The following is a 24,609-nucleotide window of genomic DNA, read 5'->3' as shown; positions in this document are numbered from 1 at the left end:
GAAAGGAGATGTGTGTCCTCATGTTAAAACGCCTAAGAGAAAAGCTAAAAAAACGCTGGAAGGACTTTTTAGGCCAAGGACGTGTACCTACAACTTATAAAAAAGACTACCAATGATGTAACCAATCACAATCAAGGTACCATATATTTTTTAATCATGCTATGGAAACACATTAAATACGAAACGAAGTTATATAGAGCGGAATCTATGATATCAGGTAATAAAATCAAATCGTGTTATTGCTTTTTTAAAGGCATAACCTTTTTGAACATCAAAAAATAGATATATAAAGAAATGTTAGGAGAGATGAAATGATTTTTAAAGTTTTATATCAAGAAAACCAGGAAGAAGTGCCGGTTCGCGAACGCACTAAAAGCGTTTATGTAGAGGCAGATTCCGTACGGGAAGCACGAAAAAAAATAGTTGATCGCAAGTATAATATTGAGTACATCCATGAATTGAATGCAGCACATTTAGATTACGAAAAACAATCCAAATATTTTATAACGGAGAATGTATAACTTATGAAATTTGTAAAAAATGATCAAGCTGCGGTATTTGCATTAGGTGGACTCGGTGAAATCGGAAAAAATACGTATGGGATTCAATTCCAGGATGAAATTATCTTAATCGATGCGGGAATGAAATTTCCTGAAGATGAATTACTGGGAATTGACTATGTTATTCCAGATTACACCTACCTTGTACAAAACCAAGATAAAATTAAAGGATTATTCATAACTCATGGACATGAAGATCATATTGGAGGAATCCCTTTTCTATTACGTGAGATTAATGTACCAATTTATGCTGGAAAACTTGCGATTGGATTAATTAGAAATAAATTGGACGAGCACGGTTTATTAAGAAGTGCTAAATTGAACACAATTCAAGAAGATGATGTAATTAAATTCCGTAAAACTTCCGTTAGCTTTTTCCGTACAACCCATAGTATCCCTGATTCTTATGGTATTGTTGTTAAAACACCACCAGGAAACATTGTGCATACAGGTGATTTTAAATTCGATTTCACCCCTGTAAGTGAACCAGGTAATTTAACAAGAATGGCTGAAATAGGTAAAGAAGGCGTGCTTTGCTTACTTTCAGACAGTACCAATAGTGAAATCCCTGGTTTTACAATGTCGGAAAAAGTAGTGAAAGAAAATATTTACGACATATTTAGTCGTATCAATGGACGACTGATATTTGCTACCTTTTCCTCTAATATATATCGACTGCAGCAAGTTGTAGAAGCTGCTGTTAAACACGATCGTAAAATTGCTGTATTTGGCCGCAGTATGGAATTTGCGATAAATCTTGGACAAGAATTAGGTTATATTCAAGCACCTAAGGAAACGTTTATTGATGCACATCAAATTAATCGTCTTCCAGCACATAAAGTAACGATTCTATGTACAGGATCTCAAGGAGAAGCGATGGCTGCATTGTCTCGCATTGCTAATGGTACACACAGACAAATACAAATAATTCCTGGTGATACGGTTGTATTTTCTTCCTCTCCAATCCCTGGAAATACAATAAGTATCAGCAGAACTATAAATAAATTATATCGTGCTGGTGCTGATGTTATTCATGGAAAACTAAGTAATATTCATTCATCCGGTCATGGTAGCCAGGAAGAACAAAAGCTTATGCTCAGGCTCATTAAGCCAAAATATTTTATGCCAATTCATGGAGAATATAGGATGCTTAAAGAACATGTAAAGCTTGCAAACTCTTGTGATATTGATCCTGAACGATCCTTTATAATGGATAATGGTGATGTATTAGCGTTAGGGAAGGATAATGCAACCATTGCTGGTAAAATCCCTTCTGGTGCTATCTATGTTGACGGTAGTGGTATTGGAGATATTGGAAATATTGTACTGCGTGATCGTCGTATTTTATCCCAAGAGGGTTTGGTTATTGTTGTTGTAAGTATAAATATGAAGGAATTTAAGATATCTGCAGGTCCAGATATTATTTCACGAGGTTTTGTTTATATGAGAGAATCAGAAGATCTAATTAACGAAGCACAAAAAATTGTCGCTGCTCATCTAGATAAAGTCATGGCAAGAAAGACTACACAGTGGTCTGAAATTAAAAATGAAATCACCGATACAATAGCACCATTTCTTTATGAAAAAACAAAGCGCAGGCCGATGGTATTGCCTATAATTATGGAAGTTTAAGATAAATTGCCAATGTTGGGGTATTCTATTCCAACATTGGCTTTTTTTTACAATATATAGAGTATAGTATTTTCTTGAAACGACATACTCAGATCTACTATTTGTAAAGCGTTCATTAATAAGAAATAACTAGACAGATATGGGTTTAAGCCAATTTTAATCTTCAATCACAAGTTGTTTTTCAAATCGGGATATGTCCCTATCTGATCCAATCACAATAAGGACATCATTTTCCTTTAATACATCAACAGCACTTGGTGAAACATTAATATCCTTTCCTTGTTTGATCGCAACAACGTTACATCCATAATTTGCCCTAATATCCAGATCAACCAGGGTTTTTCCAATCATTTTCTTTCCAGCTTTCACTTCAACAATACTATGATCATCTGATAGTTCAAGATAATCAAGAATATTATTTGAAATAATATTGTGTGCAATACGTTTTCCCATATCCCTCTCCGGATGTACAACCTGATCTGCACCAATTTTATTTAATATTTTTTCATGGCGGTCATTTTGAGCTTTCACGGTAATTTTTTTTATACCTAGATCAGTTAATATTACGGTTGTTAGTATACTCGCCTGAATATTATCGCCTATAGCTACAATAACATGATCAATATTTTTAATGCCCAGTTCCTTCAATGTGACTTCATCTGTTGAATCAGCAATTACCGCATGGGAGGCAATATTTTTATATTCGTTTACTTTGTCTTCATCACTATCAATTGCCAGCACTTCCATTCCTTCCATACTTAATTCGCGACAAATACTACCACCGAAGCGGCCTAATCCAATTACTGCAAATTCCCTTTTCATATAACTTCCTCCATCATTCACCTAATTAATTTTAGTCTACCATATTCATGTACAAAAAAAGAAGCAATCCTGTATAAGAATTGCTCTTCTTATTACTAAATAGCATCCAGCATTTGAAATTGTGATTTTACCAGTTCAAAGTACTTCCCTTGTTGTTTCATTAATTCGGCATGGTTTCCGTTTTCCAATATTTGGCCATTTTCCAAAACGAAAATATTTTCGGATTCTCTAATAGTTGAAAGACGATGTGCAATAATAATCGACGTTCTACCTTTCAACAACCGACGAAGCGCTTTCTGAATTTTTACTTCTGATTCTGTATCAATACTTGCCGTTGCCTCATCCATAATAATAATCCTTGGATTTGCGAGAAGCGCTCTGGCAAATGAAAGTAATTGACGTTCTCCTGCAGATAATACATTACCACGCTCTTCTACTTCTGTTTTATATCCACCAGCCAAACGACTGATAAAATCATCTGCTCCTACCACTTTTGCAGAATCAATTACTTCCTGATCTGTCGCATTTGGACGACCAAAACGAATATTTTCCATAATGGTTCCGGAAAAGATAAATGTGTCCTGGAGTACGACGCTTATTTGTTCCCTTAATGAAGCAAGCTTTACATCACGTAAATCCCGACCATCAATTTTTACGGATCCCTTTGTCGGATCATAAAACCTGCTGATTAAGTTTGCAATAGTGGACTTACCACTTCCTGTATGACCGACAAGTGCAATTGTTTCCCCTTGTTTAATTTCTAATGAAACCTCATGTAATGCAATCCGATCTGAGTCATAGGAAAACTGTACATGATCAAACTCAATATGCCCTTGCATATCCGTAAATTCATATGCATTTTCTTTTTCATCCACATTAGGCTGCTCATCTAAAAATTCAAATATACGTTCAGATGCAGCCATTGCCATTAACAATTGATTATACATTTGTCCAAGCCTGGAAATCGGATCCCAGAACATACCTAAGAAAAAGGCAAAAGCTACAAACGTCCCTACTTCAATGCCATTCAGACCACCACTATTTATATTTAATAAAATTAAATAGGCACCAAATGAGATAAGAATAACCGTTCCAATTGCATTACTCATTTCAACAAAGGGACGAAACATGGCACTCTTTTTTGTTGCATTGCGCCAAGCTTCAAAATTATCCTCATTTATACCATTGAAGAATTCAGCATTTTCCTTTTCCTGAGAAAATGATTGTGTAATCCGCATTCCCTGAATACCTTCATTTAAATGGGAATTTATCCGGGATTGCTGTATGCGCACATCCTGCCATGAACGACGAATATTTCTTCGGAGCTTTGTTGAAATATAAAACATAATCGGCAGAATAACCATGATTGCCAATGCAAGTTCAGGACTTAATACAAATAAAATAACGATAATCCCTACTAATGTAACAATATCCATTAATAAGTTAATAATTCCATTTGTAAAAAGTTCCTGCAGGGAATTTATATCATTTAAAATACGCACTAGTATGGAACCTGCTGAACGAGTATCAAAGAACCGATGCGAAAGCCGTTGAACGTGTGAAAACAGGTGCTGACGCAAATCATAAATAACATTTTGACCTAATATATTAACCCATTTAATTCGAAAAACATTACCCAAATAATTTAGTAAGTATAATACGCCAATAATAACTACCAGGTACGTAAGCATCGTATAATCTTTATTACCAATTGCCACATCAATTGCTACTTTACCAATAAGAATAGGTACAGCCAGACGTACGGCTGTCGATACTAACATCGCTATAATTGCTGCAGGTAGATAATTCTTGGAATAAGGTTTTAAAAATTCAAGCAACCTCCACATTTGTTTCCAGTTAAATGGTTTCTCTATTGCCTGATCAACCGTATAATAAAAACGCTTAAGATGGCGGCTTTTTTCTTTTTGCACTTTTTTCAAACTAGCCACTGTAGTCCCCCCTTTTTGTTAATTTACAGTATTCATTATTTCTTCCCGATCCTGATATTGAATGTCATAGATCCGTTGATAAGGTCCATTGTTTTTTAGTAAACTATCATGTGTTCCACGTTCTACAATTTCTCCTTCTTCTAGCACTAATATTTCATCTGCATGTTTTAACGAAGAAATACGATGAGCAATAATAAAGGAAGTCCTTTCTTTCATCACTTCTTTTAATGCTTTTTGTATTTTAAATTCCGTTTCCATATCTACTGCGGACGTAGCATCATCAAGGACTAATATCCTTGGGTTAATACTTATAGCCCGAGCAATTGCTATACGCTGTTTTTGCCCACCGGATAATCCCATACCGCGTTCACCTAAAAGGGTATCGTATCCTTTTGGCATTTCCATAATAAAGTCATGTGCCTGTGCTCGTTTGGCTGCATCAATAACTTGCTCATCCGGCATTTCCGGATTTCCATAAGAAATATTTTCTCTTATTGTTGTTGAAAATAAAAAAGGTTCCTGTAAAACAAATCCAATCCCTTTTCGCAGTGACTTTATCTGATAATCTGAAACAGGTTGCCCATCAACAAGAATTTCTCCTTTTTCAGGTTCATAAAAACGAGTGATCAGCTGTGTTATACTCGTTTTGCCTGAACCTGTTGCACCAATCAAGCCAATAATCTTTCCAGGTGGTGCATCAAAACTGATATTTTTTAAAGCAGAGTCATCATTTTCTGTATAGGTTAATGTTACATCTTTAAAGGTTACGTGACCTTTTATCATTTGACCTATTGCGTTTTCTTTTTCAACAATATCTTCTTTCGCCTCTAAAATCTCAAGCAACCTCTCACCAGATGCTTTTGCCTGGGAAAATTGGTTAACAACAAAACCAAGATTCATAAGTGGCCCCAGGATATACCAAACTAAACTAAAGAATGCGACCAGTTCTCCTAGTCCCAGGCTATCATTAATAACAAGATAACCACCATATGCAAGTAATGCCACTGCACAAACGTTTCCAATGAACTCCATCAATGGAAAATACTTCGACCAAATTTCAGATGTGTCTAAATATTTTCTGCGGTATTTATCATTACTGGTTGAAAACCTTCCAATTTCGAAATCTTCTCTGGATAATGATTTCACTGTATTCATCCCACTGATATTCTCCTGAACTCGGGTGTTTAATTGTCCAAAGGATTTTCTGATCTTTCTAAAAGCAGGGTGTACCCGTTTGTCAAATCGAAATACGACCACCCCCAAAAATGGCATTGCAGCCATTGTTACAAGTGCAAGTGGTACTGAATAATAGAACATTACACTTAAGCTAAAACCAATTAATAAGACTATTCGAATAAGTTCAGAAAAACCAAGTGAAAGAAAGAACCGAAATCCTTCCACATCTGCAGTCAACCGTGACATAATGTCACCGGTCTTAGCGTTATCATAGTATTTGAATGATAATACCTGCAGCTTTTCATATAAAGCATCACGTAATTTATAAACAGTAATAATCCCAAAGTATTCGCCTAAATATTGATGGAAAAATGTAGATAATCCCTTTAAGATCATTAATAAAATAAACACGATGGAAATATATGGTATTAATGAATACCTATCCTCCATCACTACACTATCAATTGTTAATTGCAAAACAATTGGATATACAACTGTGATAGCTGTAACAAATAATAAAAAGATCAATGACGTAAAGAAATATTTCTTATATGGCCAATAAAATTGCTTCAGCTTTTTAAATGTATTCATTATGCTTCCCTCCCCCGGATGACGTATTTTTCGTAAATACTAATTTGCATTAGGAAGATCTTTAAAAATGTATATCCTCCTAAAAACCTTTATATATCACGTTTACGATATTTCTACGGAATATAATTTCATCGATAGTATAGCTAAAAAGTACGAACAAAAGTATTACTAAATTTAGTTTAGTTAAATGAATAAGTAAATGACATGATGTAAAAAACAACACTCCAATCATCAAAATTAATTTAATTGAGCTATTTTTCAGACTTCTAGCAAAAACAGTTTTCCTCCCTTTTTTGTAATCCTCGGCATTTAGATACCGAAGTGATAGCATAACATATTAATATTACTTCGCGTCTCTAAATATTATAATATTTTTTGAAAAAAATAAAGGTTTCTGCATTATAAATTTTTAAAAAATTTTCGTTTCACATAATGAACCTAAGAATGAATGGAGAGAACAGAGATTGGATTAGTAGAAATCGGTGAAATAATAGATTTCTTATCTAAACTTCTTGCTAATAAATAGGGTAATTTTATACTCAATCCTTTAAAAGAAATAATAATATAGAAAAGTCTAATATCTCAATACTAAAATTGAGACATTAGACTTTTTGTATTACTCCAATAAAGTGCCTGATTTTAAAGAAACGATATGCTTAAATTGACCCTTTTGTTTTTCATCTAATAGCACAGCGGTTTGGTCCAATTTCCATTTCTCTTTGTTTCTCTTCTTCTGGAGTTATTTTCCCCATATTTGTTTCACGAATTTCCTGATAGGAATTAGGTTGTGGTGGCAGATTTTCGGTAACTAACTTCCGAAATGTTTCATCATTTTCAATCTTCAAACCATGATTTTCAGCGAATAGAGTACCAAGCTTTTTTGCAACACTTCCATCATTATTCAACTCTTCCACAATCATAAAGTGGGCAGGCAGCACAATTAGTTCTTTTGACAGTTCACGATAACGACTATAAAGTGTATCTCTTAGATCACTTACCCAATCCTGTGCCTTTCCTGCAAGATCCGGTCTTCCAATTGAATCAATGAAAAGTATGTCTCCCGTCATCAAATAAGTCTCATCCACTATGAGAGATGTTGAGCCAATTGTATGGCCAGGAGAGTACAATGCATGAATGTTAATCTTTGTATTTCCGATGACAACATTTCCTCCATCTTCTAAAGGTTTATAATCAAATACTACTTCCTCCGCATCCTTTGGTGGTAGCCAGTACGTTGCTCCAGTCTTTTGAGCAATAGTTCTTCCGCCTGAAATATGATCTGCATGTAAGTGTGTATCGAATATATGCTTGATTGTTGCTCCTCTTACATTCGCAAAATCTGTGAAAATATCTGTCATGCGTGTTGCATCGATAACAGCTGCTTCCCCATTGGAAATAACCATATAAGACAAACAGCCTTTTCCAAGACGAACAAATTGATATAATTCTCCACCACTGCTCAAATCGTCAACCTTAACCGGCTCCATATGTTCACTCCATGCTCTCATTCCACCTTTGAGGTAGAAAACGTCAAACCCTGCATCCGAAAGCATTTCTGATATCATTATAGATGAGCCTTCCTTTGCGCATACAACTAAAATTTCTTGATCGACAGGAAATTGATCCTTCATTTCTTCGATGCCATCCAGCAATTCAAAATACGGTACGTTTAGGTGTTTAATATTTTTTCCTTCAATTTTCCAATCATTGAACTCCTGTTCATTACGAACATCCAATAGAAACAATGCTTCTTGATTAATCATTCTTTTCGCTAGATCTTTTGGTTCCATTGCTACAAAAGACAAGATAATACCTCCAATATTTTTATAATCTTTTTAATTACTTCCACCCAAGGCATTGCTATATATACCTATACGGGTACTTCTTTTAACAAAAAATATATGCTGTGCATGAGTGAGAAATAGCGGGGAATTATTCCATCTCTTTATTTCCCCCGGTAACTCTCACAAATATTAAATACTTTTATCAATACATGCAATCAGTCTATTCTCTATATCAGCTGCAAAGCCTGTCAATGATTCGTCATTCACCATCTCGATTAAAGCCGTTGGTCTTGGCAGACCAATCGTAGTCTTATTAGTATTTGAGTCCTTGTACACAACAATTTTACATGGCAGAAAATAACCAACAAGTTGATTTTTAGATAATATATTATTTGCTTCTTTCGGATTACAAACTTCCAGAACTTTATAGGCCTGTTTAAAATCAAAACCCTTTTTCTGTAATGTTTCCTTAATATCAAATTGCCAAAGCACCCCAAATTGTTCTTCCTTTAAGCTTGCCTCAAGTGATTGAATTGTTTGATTCATTGATTTTTCCGTTTCTACTGTATAGTGAAACATAAATGTCACTCTCCTTTTACTGCTTTAATTGCGTAATAATCGGAATGCACTGGTATTTGTTCTACTTGAAATCCGTATTCCTCAAGGTTTTTAATCATTTCACAAGCAGGAATTCGTATCCCTAATGGTGGACCTGAATTCGTTTCTACTGCTTCCCAATCCATTAAGAGTAATCTTCCTCCAGGCTTTAAGATACGTTTCATTTCCCCAATAACTGGATTAATATTGGATACTTCATGAATAACAAAGGCATTTATTGCTTTGGTAACAGATTCATTATCCAGTTGAATTTCTTCCAGTTCACTTAAGACACAGGAAATATTTGATATGTTTTCTTCTTCTGCATTCTTTTTTAATATTTGCAGCATTTTGGGTTCAATATCAATCGCATAAACTTCCCCGGCTGTTCGTTTTGCAATAGGAATCGTAAATAATCCAGGTCCTGCTCCTAAATCGGCAACAATATCATCTTTCCCTACATCAAAATATTTCAGCATCTTATCCATCTGTAATGTAGATTTCCGTTCCTCACTTACTAATTTTTCTGCGTGATCAGGATTAAACCGTTTATTTTTCACTTCTTTTGCTCCCCTCTCGTTTATTAACTTATTCGCATTCGACTGACTACCCATTCATACCGCAAGCAGATCTTCTACTTTATATCCTATAACACCAAAGATTCCACTTTTCACTTCGCTTACTTTTAGAACGTCAAGAACATTTGAACTGATTGTTTTTGAGAAGTATTATTACTTTATCATTGAATTTTGTTGTCATTTCTCATTGCCTCTCTTACACCCATGCACTCATCCCGCCTTTAACATTGGATATTTTTTCATATCCCTGTTTTTTAAGAATTTTGGCCGCTTTCGCACTGCGCATGCCGCTTTGGCAGATAATGACGACCTCTTTCGTTTTATCCAATTCATGATTTCTACCCGCCAAATTGGATAATGGGATATTTTTAAATTTCTTTTGATGATTCCCCTTATACTCACCTGGGGTTCTTACATCTATAAATTGAATATTTTTTTCTTTAAATTTATCTTTTGCTTCTTTTGCAGTTATATTCGTGATTCCTTTCGCTGGAAGAAAGAACTTAGCCACAAAGAATACAGCTATGACCATGATAATCCATTGTAAAATATCCATCTATAAGTCTCCCATTCTATTAATTATTCTATTGCTCTAGATAAAATCCAACCATATTTTGACGGCAGTTCCCAAAATCAGAACAGCAAGCATACCTTGTAATATTTTTGTATTTAGCTTTTGCCCGTATTTCGCACCAAGCGGCGAAGCAAGTAGACTTGCGATAATCATGATGACCGCTGGTATAAACAATACTTGCCCGGTCATAACCTTGCCTGCAGTCGTTCCAATGGAAGAGATAAATGTGATGGCAAGTGATGTAGCAATCGTCATTCTTGTTGGTATTTTTAATAGAAGAAGCATGATCGGCACCAAAATGAAGGCACCTGCAGCTCCCACGATTCCTGCCCCAACCCCAACAATAAAAGCAAACAATGCTGCAATCCATTTATTAAAGGTAACCTGGTCCAAAGGTATTTCATCAATACCTTTTTTCGGGATAAACATCATTACAGCAGCTATTGTCGCCAGAATACCATAAACAAAGTTTATTTCAGCATCGGACATTGCTTGGGAACCAAAGCCACCAATAAAACTGCCTATCAGAATGGCAACACCCATATAAATAATTAAAGTTTTGTTTAAATAGCCACTTTTCCGATATGCCCACACACCACCAATAGTTGCAAACAATACTTGAATGGCGCTGATTCCTGACACCTCATGGGCAGTAAATGCAGATAGTCCAAGCATTGCAGGGATATATAATAACATCGGATATTTGATGATTGATCCACCAATCCCAACCATTCCTGAGAGGAAAGAACCAACAAATCCGATAAGAAATATCGTTATGATAAATAAAACACTATAATCCATACACTTAATTCCCTTCGCTATAAGGAAGGATCTAAATAGATTAGATCCTCGTTAATACTTATTTCATTCATTTCTTAGGCTTTTTTTATCCAAAATTTCAACACATCAGCTTCTTCTGTGCTTTTTATAATTTCATGTCCACAGGATTTTGCCCATGCAGTTAAATCATTTTTGGCTCCTTTATCTGTTGCATGAACCTCGAGAATTTCATTGCTGCTAATTTGAGCTATTGCTTTTTTTGTTTTTACGATTGGCATCGGACATGCCAAGTCTTTTGCGTCCAATACTTTTCTTGATTCCATGATTTCTCCTCCTTTGCCTTTTAAAATGTCAATGTAATATTTGCATCCTTTGCAAATTCAATAAATGTTGCAGCTCCACCAACTTCAATTCCATCAATAAATTGATCTTTATCCAGGTTCATTACATCCATTGTCATTTGACAACCAATTAGTTTCACTTCCATTTCCTGCACAACCTGCACCAATTCTTCAATTGATGGAACATTAGCTTGTTTGAATCCTTTTTCAAAATGTTCTTTTCCTCCGGGCAGCGGAAGATGTTTGTGTGCTTCCTTATGAATTAGGTTCAATCCTTCAAATGTGAAGAAGATTCCTACTTCAGCATCCGATGCTGCTGCCGCTGATGCGATATTGAATACTTTGTAAGCGTCGAATAAACCTCCGTTTGATGCGATAATTGCTACTTTTGTGTTAACCATAATAAATTCCTCCATATATTTTAGTTGTTTTTTTCATCGGTCCATTCCATTGGGACATCCCAGGAACAACATTTTTTACATTTTTAATTCCTTTTTTAGTCAGCTTTTGGGCAGCCAGATCGCTACGGCTCCCTGTACGACAGATGATGAATAGTTCTTTATCGCTTTCCATTTCTATTTCATTGAATCTGTCATCCAACTCCCCAAGGGGTATATTTATTGCTTTGTCAATATGTCCAAATGCATACTCTGCCGGTTCACGCACATCCAAAAGAACGGTATTTTCATTTGCTTCCATTTTTTGCTGCAGTTCTTTCAAATCAATGACATGTTCAAACTTCTTGTCTTCTTTTGTTTCATGTTCACTTGCACGGCGAATATAGTGTTTCAATATGTCTTCTTCTGCTACTGCTACTGTCCCAAGATACTGATGCCCAGTTCCTTCAGCCCACGCTTTAATATCTGCAGTTGATCCTCTATCGGTCGCTTGCACTTCCAATACTTTCCCTGGTTCAAGATTTGTGATTGCTTTTTTCGTCTTTACGATTGGCATCGGACATGCTAGATCTTTTGCATCAAGGACTTCATTTGCGGTAATATTCATCGTTATCCTCCTTGTATTCAATTTCGCCTTCCCAACAGCATTTCGCCAGCTACATCAGTTACATCATAACCACTCCCATCAAGTAAAATATAAGCATTTTCGATTCTTTCCACGGCTGGCAAACCATCAGCTATTCCTTTGATTTATCTAAATCATCTATACGAAACTCAACGAGACCAAGTGGAACCTTCATAGCTTTCAAAATTTCCGCCTACAATATTTATCGTTATTTTCAATCCCACACTCATCGATTACCCATACCTGCATAGGTATTTTATTAAGTAAAAAAAAGAGTGTCAACCCTATTTTATTCATCTACTTTTCACAAGCAAATTGACAGCCTCTTGAATTAATTTATCTGTTTCTTCTCCACTTTCTTCTGCATCTTGAACACATTCAACTAGATTTGAACTCACGATCACACCTACTGTTCGGTCAACAGCTGAACGAATAGCTGACAATTGTGTAATGACATCTTTACAATCTTTGTTTTCTTCCATCATTTTTAAAACCCCTCGAAACTGTCCTTCCATACGTTTTACTCTATTTTTAATTTGATCATTGTATTCCATGGGGATTCTCCTTTCCTTGTTAAACATATATTCACTGACAAGCATTATTTTATACCCTTATAGGTATATTGTCAATTATGATAACTAAAGCTTCCTCATTTTATAATATTGCCGTTTGGTCAACGAAGCTATAATATGGTTATAACTTTAAATAACTAAGAGCAATAGGCAATAGGAGCTGCGGATACGAATTATCTAACCTAATACCCTTCACAAAAATACCCCTGCCATGAGCAGGGATAGGGTTGGTTATTTTTCTGTTATACCTAAAACGCGATTAACTCTTTTTCTTAGCATTTTCATACCACCGCCACCGGCTTGGAAATGTCTTAGTTTCCCTTCAGAGTCAAATACATAGTATGCTGGTACATACTTATTATCAAAAGCATCTGTTAACTTATGCCCATTATCTATAAAAATAGGTTGCGTAATATCATGATCATCTGCTACCTGCTTTATCTCTTCAAGATTCAGGTCTTTTTCAGATCGGGGCATATGAACTGCAATAACATTTAATTCATTTTTATATTCATCACGAAATTCATTAACATTCGGCATGGCTTCCTTGCATAATCCACAGCTGATGGACCAAAAATGAATTAGCGTAGGTTTATTACCGATTAAATCTGCCTTTTCTATCGGTTTACTATTAAACCAATCTGTTGCACCTTCAAATTCCGGTATTTGATCCCTTAGTTTCATTATCTTACCTCCAAACATCGCATTAAAAAATAACTGCCTCATTAGAATCACGTTTTTTCTTATTTCTATTTATATATGAAGTTTCTTTTACAATGTTTCCTGACCTGGTTTCCAGTTTGCAGGACAAAGACCACCAGTTTGGAGTGCTTGGAGTACACGTAATGTTTCGTCAACATCACGCCCAATATTGTTATGGAAAACAGTTTGATATTGAAGCTCACCTTCTGGGCTCACGATAAACAACCCACGTAAGGCAACACCTTCATCTTCAATTAACACACCATAGTCTTTTGATACAATATGATTTGTATCAGCAGCTAAAGGATATTCCAAATCTCCTAAACCATTGTCATCACGAGCTGTATTTATCCATGCTTTATGTGTATGTATTGTATCAGTAGATACTCCAATTACCTCAGCATCAAGATCTTCAAATTCATCAAATCTATCTGACATCGCAGTAATTTCAGTCGGACATACAAATGTAAAGTCCATTGGATAAAAAAACAACACTGTCCACATATCTTTTTTCATGTTTTCCTCTAAACTCACTTTACCAAATTCTTTGTTTGGCATTACAGCATCCATTTCAAAACGCGGTGCTTGTTTTCCTACCATTCTTTCAACCATAAATAATCCCTCCAACATAAATTATATCAATTCTATTATAAGAATAGATTTAACCATTATTAAAATCAACACGAAAAGAATAATGTATAATAAATTGTCATTTTTTCGACACACAAATTTCGTTTATTGTTAGAATTCATTCATTAAGTTTAACCATTTTCAATCAATATATAACAGAACATAGCTTTATAAGACAAAGTGAAGGGCCACCCTTAAAGGAGACCCTGAAATAGTTAACTTAATTTTTGTTGAACCATTTGGCAAACATCTTCTGCGTTATGCCCTTGTGCATTAATTACTGGACCCGCTATGATCGCTTCGGACATCCCCATCATATCTTTATCCTGACCTGAAATAATACAACAATCACAATAGGCCGCATCCGCTTCCGTACGCAAGTCAACAACCTCGTGACCTAATTCCATTAAAGCTTCCTTCACATCCGTAAGTGTACCCTCAATACCAATACGTGCCACACCTTTTGCCTCCTCTTTTAGAAAATATACAAACATAGTATCTACTTAAGAAACAAAAGATATACAATCATAAAAAGACCCTGCTATTATTCATGACAGCAGGGTAAGTCAGTAAAAATTATTCATTAGACATCCTTGTAGTATAAATATCACGTTTTAATTGTTTAAGTATTGCTCTTCTGGTCAATATTCCATCAAAATACCCATTATCATCAGCAACACAAACAAACGGATGATTAATGACAGCATTTAATGCATCCATGAAGGTATACTCTTTTGAAAGACATGGGATCTCTTTATTCATTACTTCATGAACACGTATATCAGAAAGTTTTTCAATTTCAATTCGCTCCAAACCTAAGACCCGATTTAAAATAACTGTTTTTCCAATTGTTCCCACCAATTTATAAGAAGCATCAAGTACGGGTACTGCTGAATATCCAGATTTAATTAATACTAATAATGCATGTTCTAAAGGATTATTTATTTGTACATGCGCAACTTTTTCGGAAGGGATCATTAAATCTTCAACTGAAATATTTGTTAAACGCTTATCTTGTGTAACACTCATAATAAAACACCCCTTATAACTCTTTTTCCCTTTCAGTCAGCTTGGGAATTGACCATGAAAGAAAACCCATTTAAATATATTTAGATTACCAATGTTTGTTAATTACTCTCCTCTATTTTACCATACATACTAAGAAGAAACATCAATAATAGCGGTTAATTGAAATATCCGAGTGAAATGAAACCATTCCAATCTCCCATTAACTAAAATATAAATCGACGAGAAAAAATTATATGATTATTCACTTGATGATTAATATGTGATTACTTCATTCGTACAAAAAAAACACATAAAACATACAGTGTAGGAGGAGAAAGCATTCGGATGTTTCTTCATATTCATCCTTAAAACTTTTTTCAACCACCACATCAGCAATATCATGTGCTCGTTATTGAGTTTTAAAATTTTCATATTATGATAATGGAGGCTATGGGAGGATTTCTTAATGTTAGCTAGGCTTCATTTTCAGATACATGTCATAATAAGTGATACAGTGGCGTGTTAGGATTAGTTATAGCAAGTTTAAATTCTGCAATAGATAAAGATGTGCTTTCTGTAATTAAAAAGGAAACTATTATTAGTATATATATGCTAAAAAAGCATGAGGTTGCAAAAGAAGCATGTTCTAAAATAAGTCACGCTTCTTTTTTCCTAGAAAGGAAGCTTCGAAAAATCCGGTAAAAATGACACTTAAGATCGTGTATCTTCGACTAAGTACCGACATGTCTTGAAAAGAACACTTTTTTTACGTGCAATATATTCGGTGAAGCTTTCCTTTTGATCATGGCTAGCACCGCCTCAAACTTCGACGCACAGGACGTGCTAGTGTCGGCGGTTGCAACAAGGACGCCTCTGACTTTAGCAGGCGTCCGTTTTTTATCTTCCTTTTGAACACACATTTAAAAGGATGTTTTAAAACGGAAATTTATTCAACCATTGTCCTCCATCCATTGTGACGACTTCTCCATTAATGTATCCAGCTTTGTCTGATAACAGAAAATATGCCAGTTCCGCAATTTCCTCTGGCTTTCCTAGGCGCCCAAGTGGTACAGAATTAATTGTGCGCTTTGCGGCTTTTTCCGATTCAAATAATTTATCAGCACCGCCTGTACGCTCAATTGGTCCGGGTGCGATAGCATTTACGCGAATCCCATATTTAGTCCCCCATTCCACAGCCAATGTTCTTGTCATATTTAAGACACCTGCTTTTGCGGCTGAAGAATGTATAACACCTGCTCCTGCATTCCAAGCATATGTAGCAACCATATTCAAAATGGTTCCTTTTTTATCATTATTTATCCAATATTTTCCAACCTCTCTACTACAATAAAATGTACCATTTAACACAATATCAATTACAGAATTCCAGCCATTGACAGATAGATCCTCAGCAGCACATATAAAATTGCCAGCTGCATTATTAACTAAATAATCGATTGTTCCATATTTTCCAATCGTTTTTTCTACCATATATTGTACATCTTCCGTCTTTCTTACATCCATTGGAATTATAAATATGTCACCAGTTGCAGTAGCTGCTATTTCATCCTTTGCTTCTCTCAACTTGTCCTCATTTCTTCCAGTAATAACTACATTAGCCCCTTCTGCAACAAATTTACTAGCCATATATTTACCCATTCCACTAGAACTGCCTGTTACAATTACTGTTTTATTTTTCATAAGCTCCCCCTAAATAGTGGATGATCAAAATAGTTAACACTAAAATAATAATAGTATGTGAATGTAATATTGTCAAAGAATTTACTGATAATTAAGACAAGTATTCCATTAAAAAAGTTAAATAAATTGTGGATTCCATGCTATAATTTCATTAACAGATTTAGAAAGGTTTGACTTATTATGAATCGGCGCTCCTTTTTGAAAAAGGCTCTTGGAAGTTTAATAGCATTTGTTGGATTAAGTGGTGGAACTTATTACTACGCACGTGAAGTAGAGCCGACCTTACTCCATATTAATAAAAATATAATATCATCTAAAAAAATCACATCCGAATTTAATAACTTTACAATTATACAATTCTCCGATACACATATCGGTTTTCATTATTCGCTTGAACAATTTAAAGAATTAGTTGATAAAATGAACACCTTGAAGCCAGATTTAATTGTGTTTACAGGAGATTTGGTTGATGAACCAAATAACTATAATTGGAACGAAGATCTAATAAAATTATTACGTTCATTAAAAGCAAAGTCTGGAAAGTACTGGATATATGGTAACCATGATCATGGTGGATATGGTACGAATATTGTCAAGGATGTCATGGAGCAGGCTGAATTTAAGCTCTTAAAAAACAGCCACACTGTCATTGAATCAGAAAATGAACAGATTGTACTTGCCGGAATAGATGATATGATGCTCGGTAAACCAGATTTAAATAAAGCATTACAGCAAGCTAATTCAGATTTATTTACTGTTTTATTAGCACACGAGCCTGACTATGCAGATACTGCAGTTCAATTCCCTATTGATATTCAATTATCAGGCCATAGTCATGGTGGGCAAGTCCGATTTCCTTTTATTGGACATTTATACACCCCATTATTCGCTGAAAAATATGTTCAGGGGAAATATACGTTAGGTCATGATAAACTTACACTCTATGTTAATAGCGGTATCGGTACTACCCGCTTGCCATATCGTTTTTTATGTAAGCCGGAAATTCATTCCTATACACTCAAAAAACACAATTAAATATCCAAATAGCCAAGCTCCTTTTTAGTTAAAAAGCATATAATATGTAGAAAAGTTTATAATGAAAGGGAGATTTCTTTGAACTATCCCACTATCAACCAATATAGCTATCAATCATTGGGGAATCAAGATGAACGGATATTCCCAGTATTACCTTTTTTAACAGGGCTTGCTTTCGGTCCGTTTATATATGGCGCTATTCAACAGGGAGGATATTATCCATATCCACCTTACCCGCCTTATCCCCCTTATTATCCCCCTTATGGATATCAACAAGGATATAACCCTTATTATCACAAAGGGTATTATTGATCTTTAAGGTTTGGTCTATAATTTGGGCCAAACCTATCTTTTAGCCTCATCTATCTACAGCTTTCCAGAACGATATGTTAACAATTTATCCATAGTATTTCTATTGGTAAAATGCTAAGATTATGGGGATTTCAAATTTACGGAGGTTGTACATATGCTTAAAAAGTACAAATTTGTACTGCCATTGATTATTTTACTCATAATTTTAAGTGCTTGTGGAGATGAATACAAAGGGGATTTCTCTTATGAAGTCCAGGATTTTACTTTTACGAATCAGGATGGTGAACAAGTCAGTAAGCGTGATTTAGATGGAAAGTTTTGGGTAGCTAATTTTATATTCACAAATTGTGAAACGGTATGTCCACCAATGACGTCCAATATGGTAAAGCTGCAAATGCAATTAAATGATGCCGAATTAGCTGATGTACAATTGGTATCCTTCAGTGTGGATCCGGAAAACGATACACCTGAAGCATTAAAGAACTACGGCGAATCCCGTGAAGCTTCCTTCGATAATTGGGATTTCCTGACAGGTTATAAATTTGATGAAATCAAAGAGTTCTCTATTAATTCTTTTAAGTCCCCTGTGGAATTATTAGCTGATTCAGACCAGGTAATGCACGTAACCAGCTTCTTTCTTGTTTCGCCTGAAGGCAAGGCCATCAAACGTTATACTGGAACAATGCCAGCTGAAATGGAAACAATCGTAGAAGACCTTAAAAGATATAACTAAAAATGAAAAAGAGTGGAAATCATATAAAATTTCCACTCTTTTTTTAATTTTTATTTGCGTATAGACAAGCTTTGCGATACGATATAGACAAGTCTTAACATTCTATATGAGAGGAGGATTAACAGTGAACGATTCAATCCGTTTAATTGATATTGCCAAAGCCTTGTTTACTATAAATAGGCACGCAAAAACAGCACCAGAGCCCCAACATCTATATTTTATAAAAAAAGAAGCGATTACTCGCCTGTTAAAAGAAAAACGAGCTACGAAGGTAGGTCTTCATTTCTCAGATCATCCTAAATTCAGTAACCAACACTCCACGCTGCTTGTAAAAGTAGACAATTATTTTTTTCACATACCTCCAACAAAAGAAGACTTCAAAGAACTTAAACATTTGGGAGCACTTGATGAAAATTATCGTAATCCACAAACAAAGATGTCTTTATCACAGGCTAAAAGAGTCATATATCAGTATATCGATTGGACGCCGAAGAAAAAACACTCAGCCGCTCCAAGACAACATTATTCTCCCTATTTCACCCCATCATCACTTGGAAAAATGGAGTGGCCACCAACAAAGAGCCGGCGAAATTTTTAAGATTGAAAGATAAAAATGTTTTAATCCTTTTATTTTAAGGTATTCAATAATAAAAGGAGGAAGCATTATGACAGAGCTAAAGGAATTTATATACGAGCTGCAACGTTATGCTAACCAAACTCATATTTTAAAGGATCACTATGAAAAACTATCAGAATCAGAAAAGAAATTAGTTATGGGAGCAGCTCCAGAAAATTTGCAATCACCAAAGGAACATTTTCACCCCGTCTTTCTGTGGCTTGAAAACATACAAAATAAACTGGGAACAAAAAATGAAGCGTAAACTAATTGATTTGTTATCAGCGTACGATATATCTCGTGCGCTTTTTTTATATTTTCCTAATTAATCGTTGAAAACTATCATAAATAATCAGCACCACACCAAAAGCAGCCAGACATTGTAAGATGATTTTAAGTATATTATTTAGTAGGTACTGTAAATCCCACACAAATTCTACTATTAAAAAAAAGAGAACAAAAACAATTAAGCTGCTAATAATATAGCTTAATACTTTTGTAGATTGTAATGCGACGAACCAGGATATAAGGGGATTAATAATTAAAAAGCACCCAATAATACCAAAGAAAATAATTAGATATAAAACAATATCCCGATTGATTCCAAAAAGACTAAACTGAGAAAAATCAATCCAACTTTTCATCACCGTATCCTCCCCCACTTTCTATTCTTTCATAGCTTTAGCAATTTTAAGTTAAAACATACATAATATTTGCATAAATTTGTTATAATCGAATTTAGACATAATTAGAAAGGGGGAATACTATATTGAACAAAGCATTTTACTTTATAATAATTGGTGCAGCGCTTTGGGGTACCATTGGCTGGTATGTAAAAAATTTATACACTTTTGGTTTTACACCAATGGAAGTAGTAACACTTCGAGCGTGGTCATCTGCAATTTTATTAGTTATTTATATATTAATTATCTCACCCAAAAACTTAAAACTACATACACCTAAAGATATTAAATATTTTTTAGGCACAGGTATTTTAAGCATTATTTTCTTTAATTATTGCATGTTTACAGCAATTGAATTATCAACACTGCCGTTTGCAACAGCATTACTATATACAGCTCCTGCCTTTGTTACAATTATTTCATTCTTTCTTTTTAAGGAGCCATTGACAAGAGTTAAAATAACTGCATTAATTGCTACATTAATTGGAACATGTTTAGTAGTTGGATTGATACCATTCAACCTAGAAGCATTGCAGATCACCAGTATACTTTTCGGATTAGGTTCAGGCATCGGTTATGCCCTATACAGTATCTTTAGTAAGTGTGCTTTAAAAAAATACAAAAGCTTAAGTATTACTACCTATACATTTGTGATTGCATCTATTACTTTACTGCCATTTTTTCCTTATCAGGAAAAGGTTCATCTGCTGCAAGATCCAACAGTTCTGTTATACGTATTTGGTCTCGGATTCTTACCGACGGCATTTGCATACATCATTTATACCTATGGGTTAAATCAAACTGAAGCTTCCAAAGCGTCTATTTTGTCCACAATCGAGCCTGTTGTAGCAACATTAATCGGTATTTTTATTTTCCAAGAAGCATTTTCATCCATCCAAATGCTTGGAATGGCCTGTATTATAGGTGCAGTAATCAGTATGCAATTAAATGGAAGAGCTAAAAAACAACTTGCGAAGTGATCTCTATCACGGAATAATTTAGTGAAAACGGTTATCATTTATGCAGATTGATAAATACAAGGAGGTATAGTTAAATGAGTTCATTTACGGCTGAACATACACCGGCTGAAATTGTTAAAGTTTTTCCAAAGGCTAGTGATTTATTTAAGAAACGACGTATCGACTTTTGCTGTGGTGGAGATCGCCCACTTGGTACAGTATTTACAGAAAAAAAACTGAATGAAGTTGGTATCCTGTCAGAATTAAATACAGCATTTGAAAGCTGGAGTAAAGAAGATCATGAAGTAACTGACTGGGATAAAGTCGCCCTTTCAGAATTAGTAGATCATATTGTGTTTACCCACCATGCCTATTTAAATGAAGAACTTTCTGCACTAGGACAATTTGTAACAAAAATTTTCCGTGTACATGGTGCAAAGCATCCTCATCTTGAAGAATTGTACAGACTGTATAATGATTTTAAAGTGGATATGGAAGAACATATGATTAAAGAAGAAGGAGAAGTTTTCCCTTTAATTAAAGAATTTGAAAAAAAACCAAGCGAAAAACTCGCACATCATATTCACGAGGCAAATGGTGGATTAGAGGTCGAACATGAATCACAAGGAAATATTTTAAAAAGAATAAGAGAAATAACGAATGATTTCGCACCACCTGAAGATGCATGTAATTCATATCGAATAACATATGCACGATTAGCTGAGTTAGAATCCGACACCTTCCAGCATGTTCATTTAGAAAATAATGTATTATTCAAGCGAGTTAAATAAATTTTCCTATATTAGAGAAAGGAGTAACATAATTTTATGTTATTCCTTTCTCTAATTTGTAACTTCATTCATTCTCTATTATCCCTGAGGAATATTAGATACTCATCTCTTTACGTTTTTGTAATGCTAACTCTGCTTGTTTTTTCTCTAACCGCAATTCAATTTGAGATATTCTCACTTCATCATTTAACAATTCTTGTTTGTTCTGTTTAACAAGCTGTTCAAAATTCATCGTTTTTGGCCGCATATTATCCTCTCCTTTTAGGTTATATTACTAGTATACCCTCATTTTCAGATTATAAATTTCAATTATTCGAACATTTTGTTAAATTTTTCGATAGTTTATTACTCAACTTTCGCACCAATAAAATAAGCTCAAACAGTTAACTTTGATCAACCCAAAATATTTCTAATTGTTGGCTTGACAACCTTGATAAACATAAAAGATCGTTGTACACACAAGTATAAAATGTGCAATTACTGCCGCATTTGATTTCCGCAGCGGGCAGTTGCTTTCCGCGGGCACGGCCTCAGCCTCCTCGGAAGAAAACCACTTCCTGCGGTGTCTTCAGACTCGTGCTTTTCCCGCAGGAGTCAACTGCCCTCCGCTCCAATCAAATGCTGGTACAGTGCAACATCGATTGTTAAGTATTGCATTACAGTGAATACGAAAGAAAAAATTAAAAATCAGCGGAGGAAATACATGGAGACTCCTGTGGGAGCAGAGGCCTGGATGAGACCCCACAGAGCGTTAGCTCGAGGAGGCTCATCAGCCGCCCACGGAAAGCGACATGTATTTCCGCAGCGGCATTATAACACATTTCTGCCTTCTAACTTGTTACACATCTTATAGCAAATACGAACCGTTAAACCAAAGTCAACTCGAGTAGTGTATTTTCAGCCTTCCTTATTCCTTCAAGACTTATGTGTTCATTTTACGCTGCGAAAGTTGAGTTTATTAAAATCGGATGTTTTATATTTGCTTCATGCTAATACTGGATTTGGGGGTTATTAGGAAAAATACATAAAAACAATCATTTGGGATTATATTTTTCTTTTCTTATAAGAAGATATTATGCGGTTCATATACATAGGATATTAATAATTAATTAGATCCAGATCAAAGGAAAAAGTTGTATTTTTTCCTTTTTCCATCCAATTTCTGACTGATCAGAACTGACTCTGCATGAGTAAATCCTTTATCTAATGCAGAGTCAGTATATTACGTAAAGATTCAATTTGTTTAAGAAGATTTCTTGTTTCTACCAGGATATTTATTTACACCACCTTTTTGAATGTGGTATAACTTCTCATACTATTAAAAGTTATTACAAGCCTTTACACCTAGATTTAACAATGTAACACTCGAATACTGACGATTACTGTGCTACTATAATATTGGAATATCTTTTGCACTGATAGGAATGTTAAGAAATCAGTATACGTGCATAAGTAATACTTCGAAGCAAAGGCAATCGCTGACGAAATCTTTTTCGTTGAACTAAGATTTTTGCCATTACGGCTTGGTGATAAGCCAAGTTTTCTAAGAAAGGATGACATCGTTGACTCAAACTAAAAAGAAGAATGAATGGCTCGAATGGGCTAAAGCCATTATAATTGCTATATTAATTGCTTTATTTTTAAGAACTTTTATATTTGCTACTTCCATTGTTGAAGGTGAAAGTATGGATCCTACACTGAAAGACGGGGAAAGAGTGATTTTCAATAAAATTATATACATAGTTGATAACCCCGAGCGTGGAGATATCGTGATCATAAAGCGTCCATTTAAAAATTACGTAAAAAGAGTTATCGCATTGCCAGGTGAAACAATTGAAATCAGTGGGAGCGAACTGTATATAGATGGAGAAAAATATAAACAAAACTTTATCGATGAAGAAGCTGAACAGCGAACAGGTAATTTTGGTCCTATCCAAATACCCGAAGACAGCTATTTCGTTATGGGGGATAACCGTGCGATAAGTAAAGACAGTAGAAATGGGTTAGGGTTTATTCAGGAGGATGAGATCATAGGGCGTTCAGAATTTATAATTTTTCCTTTCAATGAATTATCCAAAACAAGATAAACGAAAAATAGAGCCAGATAATATACCTGGCTCTATTTTTATTGTCAGTCAAAAAAGTACAATCTACTTTCCAACCGCATACGTGCATGATTAATACTCCCGAGGTAATTACATCGCAGACGAAAAGCATTTTTCGTTGAACTAGGGCATTTACCCAAAAGCTTGCACTTGTGCAGTGTAAGGGATTCTAAGAAAGCAAAATACGCTTTTTAAGGATCCCTTTAACAAACATCACATTTTCAAATTTATTTTTCATTATCGAAAATGCAGTATCCAATATTCAGTACTACTAGGCCAAGACAAACGATTCCAAAAGCTAATTCCATTGTCTACAGCAACCCCCTTCATATTATCTATGTACGCTTAGCATATC

28 protein-coding genes are annotated in these 24,609 nt (G+C 34.9%); 9 read left to right on the top strand and 19 right to left on the bottom strand.

Annotated features, from left to right (window positions below):
* Window positions 1–311: 311 nt before the first annotated feature.
* Both AC6HVZ_RS01015 and rnjA read left to right on the top strand, forming a co-directional pair.
* Window positions 312–521: a DNA-dependent RNA polymerase subunit epsilon gene (locus AC6HVZ_RS01015; RefSeq protein ID WP_497556260.1), complete on the top strand. Its 210-nt coding sequence runs from the start codon at window positions 312–314 to the stop codon at window positions 519–521.
* 3 nt (window positions 522–524) lie between these two features.
* On the top strand, window positions 525–2,192 hold the full coding sequence (rnjA, locus tag AC6HVZ_RS01010) for a ribonuclease J1 (protein ID WP_497556259.1): 1,668 nt from the start codon (window positions 525–527) through the stop codon (window positions 2,190–2,192).
* Between the two features lie 156 nt (window positions 2,193–2,348).
* On the opposite strand, the gene AC6HVZ_RS01005 is transcribed toward rnjA, so the two are convergent.
* The 17 genes from AC6HVZ_RS01005 to fadH form a co-directional block, all read right to left on the bottom strand.
* Window positions 2,349–3,014, bottom strand: a complete 666-nt coding sequence (locus AC6HVZ_RS01005) for a potassium channel family protein (protein WP_497556258.1) — start codon at window positions 3,012–3,014, stop codon at window positions 2,349–2,351.
* 95 nt (window positions 3,015–3,109) lie between these two features.
* Entirely contained in the window at window positions 3,110–4,954 is a 1,845-nt protein-coding gene (locus AC6HVZ_RS01000) for an ABC transporter ATP-binding protein (protein ID WP_497556391.1), read from the bottom strand.
* Window positions 4,955–4,981: 27 nt separating this feature from the next.
* Complete coding sequence (locus AC6HVZ_RS00995; protein WP_497556257.1) at window positions 4,982–6,730, bottom strand: ABC transporter ATP-binding protein; 1,749 nt, start codon at window positions 6,728–6,730, stop codon at window positions 4,982–4,984.
* Window positions 6,731–7,407: 677 nt separating this feature from the next.
* Window positions 7,408–8,520, bottom strand: coding sequence for an MBL fold metallo-hydrolase (locus AC6HVZ_RS00990; protein WP_497556390.1), 1,113 nt, complete (start codon window positions 8,518–8,520; stop codon window positions 7,408–7,410).
* A gap of 183 nt (window positions 8,521–8,703) precedes the next feature.
* Window positions 8,704–9,093 (bottom strand): DUF302 domain-containing protein, encoded by a 390-nt coding sequence (locus tag AC6HVZ_RS00985; RefSeq protein WP_497556256.1) that lies wholly within the window; start codon window positions 9,091–9,093, stop codon window positions 8,704–8,706.
* 5 nt (window positions 9,094–9,098) lie between these two features.
* Entirely contained in the window at window positions 9,099–9,671 is a 573-nt protein-coding gene (locus AC6HVZ_RS00980) for a class I SAM-dependent methyltransferase (RefSeq protein WP_497556255.1), read from the bottom strand.
* 214 nt (window positions 9,672–9,885) lie between these two features.
* The gene (locus tag AC6HVZ_RS00975; RefSeq protein WP_497556254.1) at window positions 9,886–10,245 is read right to left on the bottom strand and encodes a rhodanese-like domain-containing protein; all 360 of its coding nucleotides are present in this window, start codon (window positions 10,243–10,245) and stop codon (window positions 9,886–9,888) included.
* 36 nt (window positions 10,246–10,281) lie between these two features.
* Entirely contained in the window at window positions 10,282–11,064 is a 783-nt protein-coding gene (locus AC6HVZ_RS00970) for a sulfite exporter TauE/SafE family protein (protein ID WP_497556253.1), read from the bottom strand.
* Window positions 11,065–11,138: 74 nt separating this feature from the next.
* On the bottom strand, window positions 11,139–11,366 hold the full coding sequence (locus tag AC6HVZ_RS00965; RefSeq protein ID WP_497556252.1) for a sulfurtransferase TusA family protein: 228 nt from the start codon (window positions 11,364–11,366) through the stop codon (window positions 11,139–11,141).
* Between the two features lie 20 nt (window positions 11,367–11,386).
* Window positions 11,387–11,785 (bottom strand): DsrE/DsrF/DrsH-like family protein, encoded by a 399-nt coding sequence (locus AC6HVZ_RS00960; RefSeq protein ID WP_497556251.1) that lies wholly within the window; start codon window positions 11,783–11,785, stop codon window positions 11,387–11,389.
* On the bottom strand, window positions 11,778–12,389 hold the full coding sequence (locus AC6HVZ_RS00955; RefSeq protein ID WP_497556250.1) for a sulfurtransferase TusA family protein: 612 nt from the start codon (window positions 12,387–12,389) through the stop codon (window positions 11,778–11,780). The genes AC6HVZ_RS00960 and AC6HVZ_RS00955 overlap by 8 nt, the downstream gene beginning before the upstream one ends.
* 311 nt (window positions 12,390–12,700) lie before the next feature.
* Window positions 12,701–12,961, bottom strand: a complete 261-nt coding sequence (locus AC6HVZ_RS00950; RefSeq protein WP_497556249.1) for a metal-sensitive transcriptional regulator — start codon at window positions 12,959–12,961, stop codon at window positions 12,701–12,703.
* Between the two features lie 249 nt (window positions 12,962–13,210).
* Window positions 13,211–13,663, bottom strand: a complete 453-nt coding sequence (locus tag AC6HVZ_RS00945) for a TlpA family protein disulfide reductase (protein WP_497556248.1) — start codon at window positions 13,661–13,663, stop codon at window positions 13,211–13,213.
* 87 nt (window positions 13,664–13,750) lie between these two features.
* Window positions 13,751–14,293 (bottom strand): peroxiredoxin, encoded by a 543-nt coding sequence (locus AC6HVZ_RS00940; RefSeq protein WP_497556247.1) that lies wholly within the window; start codon window positions 14,291–14,293, stop codon window positions 13,751–13,753.
* Window positions 14,294–14,526: 233 nt separating this feature from the next.
* A complete protein-coding gene (locus AC6HVZ_RS00935; RefSeq protein ID WP_497556246.1) occupies window positions 14,527–14,769 on the bottom strand; it encodes a YkuS family protein in 243 nt (80 codons plus the stop codon).
* Between the two features lie 118 nt (window positions 14,770–14,887).
* Window positions 14,888–15,340 (bottom strand): cyclic-di-AMP-binding protein CbpB, encoded by a 453-nt coding sequence (cbpB, locus tag AC6HVZ_RS00930; protein ID WP_497556245.1) that lies wholly within the window; start codon window positions 15,338–15,340, stop codon window positions 14,888–14,890.
* A 912-nt stretch (window positions 15,341–16,252) separates the two neighbouring features.
* Window positions 16,253–17,020 carry a 2,4-dienoyl-CoA reductase gene (gene fadH, locus AC6HVZ_RS00925; RefSeq protein ID WP_497556244.1) on the bottom strand — a complete coding sequence of 256 codons (768 nt, stop codon included), beginning with the start codon at window positions 17,018–17,020 and terminating at the stop codon, window positions 16,253–16,255.
* A gap of 180 nt (window positions 17,021–17,200) precedes the next feature.
* Here fadH and AC6HVZ_RS00920 point away from each other — a divergent pair, with 180 nt between their 5' ends.
* The 4 genes from AC6HVZ_RS00920 to AC6HVZ_RS00905 all read left to right on the top strand — a co-directional run bounded on the left by AC6HVZ_RS00920 (window position 17,201) and on the right by AC6HVZ_RS00905 (window position 19,981).
* On the top strand, window positions 17,201–18,055 hold the full coding sequence (locus tag AC6HVZ_RS00920) for a metallophosphoesterase (RefSeq protein ID WP_497556243.1): 855 nt from the start codon (window positions 17,201–17,203) through the stop codon (window positions 18,053–18,055).
* A 466-nt stretch (window positions 18,056–18,521) separates the two neighbouring features.
* Window positions 18,522–19,100, top strand: coding sequence for an SCO family protein (locus AC6HVZ_RS00915; protein ID WP_497556242.1), 579 nt, complete (start codon window positions 18,522–18,524; stop codon window positions 19,098–19,100).
* Window positions 19,101–19,206: 106 nt separating this feature from the next.
* A complete protein-coding gene (locus AC6HVZ_RS00910) occupies window positions 19,207–19,698 on the top strand; it encodes a YkyB family protein (protein WP_497556241.1) in 492 nt (163 codons plus the stop codon).
* A gap of 67 nt (window positions 19,699–19,765) precedes the next feature.
* The gene (locus AC6HVZ_RS00905) at window positions 19,766–19,981 is read left to right on the top strand and encodes a hypothetical protein (RefSeq protein WP_497556240.1); all 216 of its coding nucleotides are present in this window, start codon (window positions 19,766–19,768) and stop codon (window positions 19,979–19,981) included.
* A 46-nt stretch (window positions 19,982–20,027) separates the two neighbouring features.
* On the opposite strand, the gene AC6HVZ_RS00900 is transcribed toward AC6HVZ_RS00905, so the two are convergent.
* Window positions 20,028–20,360, bottom strand: a complete 333-nt coding sequence (locus AC6HVZ_RS00900) for a hypothetical protein (RefSeq protein WP_497556239.1) — start codon at window positions 20,358–20,360, stop codon at window positions 20,028–20,030.
* A gap of 125 nt (window positions 20,361–20,485) precedes the next feature.
* Between AC6HVZ_RS00900 and AC6HVZ_RS00895 the strand changes: the two genes are divergently transcribed.
* On the top strand, window positions 20,486–21,379 hold the full coding sequence (locus AC6HVZ_RS00895; RefSeq protein WP_497556238.1) for a DMT family transporter: 894 nt from the start codon (window positions 20,486–20,488) through the stop codon (window positions 21,377–21,379).
* Window positions 21,380–21,453: 74 nt separating this feature from the next.
* Window positions 21,454–22,149 carry an iron-sulfur cluster repair di-iron protein gene (gene ric / locus AC6HVZ_RS00890; protein ID WP_497556237.1) on the top strand — a complete coding sequence of 232 codons (696 nt, stop codon included), beginning with the start codon at window positions 21,454–21,456 and terminating at the stop codon, window positions 22,147–22,149.
* A gap of 94 nt (window positions 22,150–22,243) precedes the next feature.
* Here ric and AC6HVZ_RS00885 read toward each other — a convergent pair whose 3' ends face one another.
* Window positions 22,244–22,396 carry an FbpB family small basic protein gene (locus tag AC6HVZ_RS00885; RefSeq protein ID WP_497556236.1) on the bottom strand — a complete coding sequence of 51 codons (153 nt, stop codon included), beginning with the start codon at window positions 22,394–22,396 and terminating at the stop codon, window positions 22,244–22,246.
* Between the two features lie 1,315 nt (window positions 22,397–23,711).
* Here AC6HVZ_RS00885 and lepB point away from each other — a divergent pair.
* Window positions 23,712–24,236, top strand: coding sequence for a signal peptidase I (gene lepB, locus AC6HVZ_RS00880; RefSeq protein WP_497556235.1), 525 nt, complete (start codon window positions 23,712–23,714; stop codon window positions 24,234–24,236).
* Window positions 24,237–24,609: the final 373 nt, after the last annotated feature.

It is taken from the genome of Oceanobacillus sp. NCCP-135 (assembly GCF_059698015.1).
The sequence above is the reverse complement of the archived record's forward strand: the minus strand, read 5'-3'. Positions and strand labels throughout refer to the sequence as shown.

Excerpts from the sequence above, each read along its gene's own strand:
- AC6HVZ_RS01015 (WP_497556260.1), top strand. The coding sequence starts at position 312 with ATGATTTTTAAAGTTTTATATCAAGAAAACCAGGAAGAAGTGCCGGTT.
- rnjA (WP_497556259.1), top strand. The coding sequence starts at position 525 with ATGAAATTTGTAAAAAATGATCAAGCTGCGGTATTTGCATTAGGTGGA.
- AC6HVZ_RS01005 (WP_497556258.1), bottom strand. The coding sequence starts at position 3,014 with ATGAAAAGGGAATTTGCAGTAATTGGATTAGGCCGCTTCGGTGGTAGT.
- AC6HVZ_RS00995 (WP_497556257.1), bottom strand. The coding sequence starts at position 6,730 with ATGAATACATTTAAAAAGCTGAAGCAATTTTATTGGCCATATAAGAAA.
- AC6HVZ_RS00990 (WP_497556390.1), bottom strand. The coding sequence starts at position 8,520 with ATGGAACCAAAAGATCTAGCGAAAAGAATGATTAATCAAGAAGCATTG.
- AC6HVZ_RS00985 (WP_497556256.1), bottom strand. The coding sequence starts at position 9,093 with ATGTTTCACTATACAGTAGAAACGGAAAAATCAATGAATCAAACAATT.
- AC6HVZ_RS00975 (WP_497556254.1), bottom strand. The coding sequence starts at position 10,245 with ATGGATATTTTACAATGGATTATCATGGTCATAGCTGTATTCTTTGTG.
- AC6HVZ_RS00970 (WP_497556253.1), bottom strand. The coding sequence starts at position 11,064 with ATGGATTATAGTGTTTTATTTATCATAACGATATTTCTTATCGGATTT.
- AC6HVZ_RS00965 (WP_497556252.1), bottom strand. The coding sequence starts at position 11,366 with ATGGAATCAAGAAAAGTATTGGACGCAAAAGACTTGGCATGTCCGATG.
- AC6HVZ_RS00960 (WP_497556251.1), bottom strand. The coding sequence starts at position 11,785 with ATGGTTAACACAAAAGTAGCAATTATCGCATCAAACGGAGGTTTATTC.
- AC6HVZ_RS00955 (WP_497556250.1), bottom strand. The coding sequence starts at position 12,389 with ATGAATATTACCGCAAATGAAGTCCTTGATGCAAAAGATCTAGCATGT.
- AC6HVZ_RS00950 (WP_497556249.1), bottom strand. The coding sequence starts at position 12,961 with ATGGAATACAATGATCAAATTAAAAATAGAGTAAAACGTATGGAAGGA.
- AC6HVZ_RS00945 (WP_497556248.1), bottom strand. The coding sequence starts at position 13,663 with ATGAAACTAAGGGATCAAATACCGGAATTTGAAGGTGCAACAGATTGG.
- AC6HVZ_RS00940 (WP_497556247.1), bottom strand. The coding sequence starts at position 14,293 with ATGGTTGAAAGAATGGTAGGAAAACAAGCACCGCGTTTTGAAATGGAT.
- cbpB (WP_497556245.1), bottom strand. The coding sequence starts at position 15,340 with ATGAGTGTTACACAAGATAAGCGTTTAACAAATATTTCAGTTGAAGAT.
- fadH (WP_497556244.1), bottom strand. The coding sequence starts at position 17,020 with ATGAAAAATAAAACAGTAATTGTAACAGGCAGTTCTAGTGGAATGGGT.
- AC6HVZ_RS00920 (WP_497556243.1), top strand. The coding sequence starts at position 17,201 with ATGAATCGGCGCTCCTTTTTGAAAAAGGCTCTTGGAAGTTTAATAGCA.
- AC6HVZ_RS00915 (WP_497556242.1), top strand. The coding sequence starts at position 18,522 with ATGCTTAAAAAGTACAAATTTGTACTGCCATTGATTATTTTACTCATA.
- AC6HVZ_RS00910 (WP_497556241.1), top strand. The coding sequence starts at position 19,207 with ATGAGAGGAGGATTAACAGTGAACGATTCAATCCGTTTAATTGATATT.
- AC6HVZ_RS00905 (WP_497556240.1), top strand. The coding sequence starts at position 19,766 with ATGACAGAGCTAAAGGAATTTATATACGAGCTGCAACGTTATGCTAAC.
- AC6HVZ_RS00900 (WP_497556239.1), bottom strand. The coding sequence starts at position 20,360 with ATGAAAAGTTGGATTGATTTTTCTCAGTTTAGTCTTTTTGGAATCAAT.
- ric (WP_497556237.1), top strand. The coding sequence starts at position 21,454 with ATGAGTTCATTTACGGCTGAACATACACCGGCTGAAATTGTTAAAGTT.
- AC6HVZ_RS00885 (WP_497556236.1), bottom strand. The coding sequence starts at position 22,396 with ATGCGGCCAAAAACGATGAATTTTGAACAGCTTGTTAAACAGAACAAA.